At 67.9% G+C, this 4648-nt stretch carries 3 protein-coding genes and 1 pseudogene; 2 read left to right on the plus strand and 2 right to left on the minus strand.

Annotated features, from left to right (window positions below):
- Positions 1 to 232 (plus strand): annotated as a pseudogene (locus CF68_RS09575) (hypothetical protein); the annotation flags it as partial.
- 72 nt (positions 233 to 304) lie between these two features.
- Here the strand turns inward: CF68_RS09575 and CF68_RS09580 are convergent.
- Together CF68_RS09580 and CF68_RS09585 are read right to left on the minus strand one after the other, a co-directional pair.
- A complete protein-coding gene (locus CF68_RS09580) occupies positions 305 to 1987 on the minus strand; it encodes a long-chain fatty acid--CoA ligase (protein ID WP_035817852.1) in 1683 nt (560 codons plus the stop codon).
- 191 nt (positions 1988 to 2178) lie between these two features.
- Entirely contained in the window at positions 2179 to 2841 is a 663-nt protein-coding gene (locus CF68_RS09585; protein WP_035817854.1) for a TetR/AcrR family transcriptional regulator, read from the minus strand.
- 205 nt (positions 2842 to 3046) lie between these two features.
- On the opposite strand from CF68_RS09585, the gene CF68_RS36135 reads away from it, so the two are divergent.
- The coding region (locus CF68_RS36135; protein ID WP_152548480.1) for a biotin carboxylase N-terminal domain-containing protein at positions 3047 to 4648 on the plus strand (1602 nt) is incomplete at its 3' end.

Genomic DNA, 4648 nt, shown 5'->3' on the forward strand with positions numbered 1-4648 from the left:
CGGGGGTGGCGGCGTGGGCGTGGGCTTTGCCTTCGACCTGAGCCGGCTGTTCAACAAGCCCGCGCCGGTGCAGCAGGTGGACCTGTTCCAGTACAAGGTGCGAACCATGGACGGCGCGATCGTGTCGGCCAACGCGCCGGCGGTGCCGGGGCTGGAGCCTGGCGCGTGCGTGCGGGTGATCTACCCCGACGGCAGCCAGGAAGCCCGCCTGGCGCCATCGAACGAGTGCTGAGCCGCCGCGGCGCAGCCTGAAAGCACAACGGCCTCCACTCGGGAGGCCGTTGTCGTTGGCAGCGGCTGCCGCTCAGGCGGCCTTGCGGCTGTCGCGCAGTTCGCGGCGCAGGATCTTGCCGACGTTGGTCTTGGGCAGCTCGGTGCGGAACTCGACGTACTTGGGCCGCTTGTAGCCGGTCAGGCGCTCCTTGCAGAACTCGATCACATCGGCCTCGGTCAGCCCCGGATCCTTCTTCACCACGAACAGCTTGACCACCTCGCCCGAGTGCGTGTCGGGAACGCCCACGGCCGCCACTTCCAGCACGCCCGGGCACTCGGCCACCACGCCTTCCACCTCGTTCGGATACACGTTGAAGCCCGACACCAGGATCATGTCCTTCTTGCGGTCGACGATCTTGGTGTAGCCGCGCTCATCCATCACGCCGATGTCGCCGGTCTTGAAGAAGCCGTCCGGGGTCATGACCTTGGCGGTTTCGTCCGGGCGGTTCCAGTAGCCGGCCATCACCTGCGGGCCGCGGATGCAGATCTCGCCCGGCTGGCCGAGCGGCAAGTCCTTGCCGTCATCGTCGCGGATCACCACTTCGGTCGACGGCAGCGGCATGCCGATGGTGCCGGAGAATGCGTCGGTGTCGGTCGGGTTGCAGGTGGCCGAGGGCGAGGTCTCTGACAGGCCGTAGCCTTCGATGATCGGGCAGCCGGTCTTGGCCAGCCACTGCTTGGCCACCGCCTCCTGCACCGCCATGCCGCCGCCGTTGGCCACGCGCAGGCCGGAGAAATCGACCTTGCTGATTTCCGGATTGTTGATCAGTGCGTTGTACAGGGTGTTGACGGCCGGGAACATGTTGAACTTGTACTTCTGCAGTTCCTTGATGAAGCCCGGGATGTCGCGCGGATTCGGGATCAGCACGCTGGTGCCGCCGCTGCGCATGCCCAGCAGGCAGCAGACCGTCAGCGCGAAGATGTGGTACAGCGGCAGCGCGGTGATGGTGATGGGCTGGTCGATATGGGCGCCCTTGTTCAGCGCCGGCTGCATCCACGCCTCGGACTGCAGCACGTTCGCCACCACGTTACGGTGCAGCAGCACCGCACCCTTGGAGATGCCGGTAGTGCCGCCCGTGTACTGCAGGAAGGCGATGTCATCCGGGCCGGTGGTGGCCGGCTGCAGCGTCAGCTTGCGGCCTTCGGCCAGCACGCTGTTGAAGCGCACGCAGGTGGGCAACTCCCACGCCGGCACCATCTTCTTGACGTTGCGCACCACGAAATTGACGATCGCTCCCTTCAGCCCGCCCAGCATGTCGCCCATGCTGGCCACCACCACGTGCTTGACCGGGGTCTTGGCCAGCACCTGCTGCAGCGTGGCGGCAAAGTTCTCCAGGATCACGATGGCCTCGGCGCCGCTGTCCTTGAGCTGGTGCTCGAGCTCGCGCGGGGTGTAGAGCGGGTTGACGTTGACCACCACGAAGCCCGCGCGCAGCACCGCCGCCAGCACCACCGGGTACTGCAGCACGTTCGGCATCATGATCGCCACGCGTGCGCCGGGACGCAGCCCGCGCGACTGCAGCCATGCGGCAAAGTGCGTCGAGAGCTGGTCCAGTTCGCCGTAGGTGATGGCCTTGTCCATGCAGATGAAGGCCTTGCGGTCGGCATAGGTGCGGAAAGACGCCTCGAGCAGCGCGGCAAGCGAGCGGAACTGGCTGGCATCGATCTCGGCGGGGACGCCGGCCGGGTAGTGTTTCAGCCAAATTCTTTCCATAGCACCGTCTCCTGATTTCTGAATGGTCGTTCGATTTTGCCGAGATGCTAAACGTGCGCCCCGGTTAAAACAACAACTTAGACGAAGTCCTCGGGGCCACCGGACAGGCCTTGGTGCCCCTGACGGGCATTATGCGCCACCGATCGGGCGCAAGTAGGGGGATAACCCCTAGTGAGGCAATTCTGCAAAACTCACCCGCCGCTGGGCAGCGCCAGCTTCATCATGCTGGCGGCAAGCTCCCGCGCCAGCGTCTCCGGGTCCATGCGGCCGGGTTCATGCCAGGTGTAGAGGAACCCCACCACGCTGCCGATCGCATGGGCCGTCACGCGTGCGTCGCCAAAGGCGAACACGCCATCGCGCTTGCCCTCTTCCAGCAGCGCATAGAGATCGCGATAGAAGTCCCGCGCCATGCTGTCGAGCCACGCCACGGTGTCGGGGCGCAGGTACTGGTTGTCGCGAAAGCTCAGCGTGGCCGGCACATGGCAGGCGACGCAGCGCCGCGCCATCTCGAGCAGGCAGGCCTGCAGGCGCTCGCGCACCGGCAGCGCCGGGTCCGCGGTCTCGCGGATCACGGGCAGGCAGGTCTGGGCCGACTCGCGGCACAGGATGTCGAAGATCTCGTACTTGTCAGTAAAGTAGTAATAGACCGCCGGCTTGGTCACGCCCAGCGCGCGGCACAGGTCGTTCATGGTCATGCCGGGGTAGCCCTTGCTGTAGAAGAGCTGCGCGGCGGTATCGAGGATCTGGCGACGGCGGGCCTCCTGGCGCTCCGCGATATGCGGGCGGGCCGGCTGCGGCTCTGGCGGTGTGCTCAACGGCGGGTTCAGCGGTGCGGATCTGGGTGCAATCGACATGATGCAATTCTCGCATGGCGGGCTCGCTACGCCAGTCCGGTCGTGCCCTTGCCTGACGCCGCGCTCTGCGGCGCCAAAGGGAAAACGGCCGATTGACGCGAATACCCGATCACCCCAGAATCTTACCCAGCGGTAAATAAATGTACCAACGAGTACAAACCCGCACTGCGCCCTGCACAACCCACGCCATCAACGCTCCCGCATCATGACGACCCACAAGCTCCTGATCGCCAATCGCGGCGAAATCGCCATCCGGATCGCGCGGGCCGCCGCGGCCATGGGCATCCCCAGCGTGGCGCTGTACAGCGAAGACGACCGCGACGCGCTGCACGTGCGCAAGGCCGACGCGGCCGTGGCGCTGCCCGGCACTGGTCCGCGCGCCTACCTCGACATTGCCGCCGTGGTGGACGCTGCGCGGCGGGCGGGCTGCGGCATGGTGCACCCCGGCTACGGCTTCCTGTCCGAGAACGCCGACTTTGCGCAGGCCTGCCTGGACGCCGGGCTGGTCTTCGCCGGCCCTGCGCCCGACGTGCTGCGCCTGTTCGGCGACAAGGCCCGCGCCCGCGCGCTGGCGCGCGAGCATGGCGTTCCGGTCGTGCCCGGCACCGCCGGCCCGACCTCGCCGGAGCAGGCGCGGGCCTTCTTCACCAGCCTCGATGGGCAAGCGGGCATGATGATCAAGGCGCTCGCCGGCGGCGGCGGGCGCGGCATGCGCGCCGTGCATCGCGCTGCCGCGATCGACGAGGCCTATGCACGCTGCGTCTCGGAAGCGAGCGCGGCATTCGGCAATGGCGCGGTCTACGTGGAGCGCATCGTCGCCGCGCCGCGCCATATCGAGATCCAGGTGGTCGCCGACGCCGAGGGCCGCGTGCTGACGCTGGGCGAGCGCGAATGCAGCCTGCAGCGCCGCCACCAGAAGCTGGTGGAGATCGCCCCCAGCCCGTCATTGGATGACGCACTGCGCGCAAGGCTGGCCGATGCCGCCGGCACACTGGCGCGCGCCGCCGCCTATCGCGGCATTGGCACGTTCGAATTCCTGGTGGAAGACGGCGGCGCTGGCGGCCCATCGTTCTGGTTCATGGAGGCCAACCCGCGCCTGCAGGTCGAACACACGGTGACCGAGATGGTGACCGGCGTCGACCTCGTGCAAACCCAGCTGGCCATTGCCGCCGGCGCGCGCCTGGCCGATCTGGGCCTGGAGCAGGCACCCGCGCCGCGCGGCATCGCGGTGCAGTTGCGCATCAATGCCGAGCACCTCGACGCGCAGGGCCAGCTGCGCCCTGCCAGCGGCACGCTGACGGCGTTCGAGCCGCCCAACGGACCAGGCGTGCGCGTGGACAGCGCGGGCTTTGCCGGCATGACGGCGAACCCGCGCTTTGATTCGCTGCTGGCCAAGCTGATCGTGCACGAACCCGGGGGCGACTACGCGCGTGCGCTGGCGATCGCCTACCGCGCGCTGTGCGAGTTCCGCATCGAAGGCATCGACACCAACCGCCGCTTGCTGCAGGATCTGCTGCAGCTGGACGACGTGCGCGGCAATGCCGTGCACACGCAGTACCTGGACCAGGCGCTGGCCGCACTGGCGACTGCCGACGCCGACCATCCGGTGCTGCACGCGCCGCCCGCCCTCGCCGACAGCGCGCAGGCGGATGCGGACCAGGCGCTGGCCGACATCCCCGACGACGCCATTGCCGTGCCCGCGCCCATGGACGGCGCGCTGGCCGCCATCCACGTGCGCGAAGGCGACACGGTCAGGCGCGGCCAGCCGCTGGCCATCATCGAAGCGATGAAGATGGAGCATCCGCTG

It is taken from the genome of Cupriavidus sp. SK-4 (genome assembly GCF_000611125.1).
Lineage (GTDB): Bacteria > Pseudomonadota > Gammaproteobacteria > Burkholderiales > Burkholderiaceae > Cupriavidus > Cupriavidus necator.

Coding starts and splice junctions, on each gene's coding strand:
- CF68_RS09580 (WP_035817852.1), bottom strand. CDS start 1,987: ATGGAAAGAATTTGGCTGAAACACTACCCGGCCGGCGTCCCCGCCGAG.
- CF68_RS09585 (WP_035817854.1), bottom strand. CDS start 2,841: ATGTCGATTGCACCCAGATCCGCACCGCTGAACCCGCCGTTGAGCACA.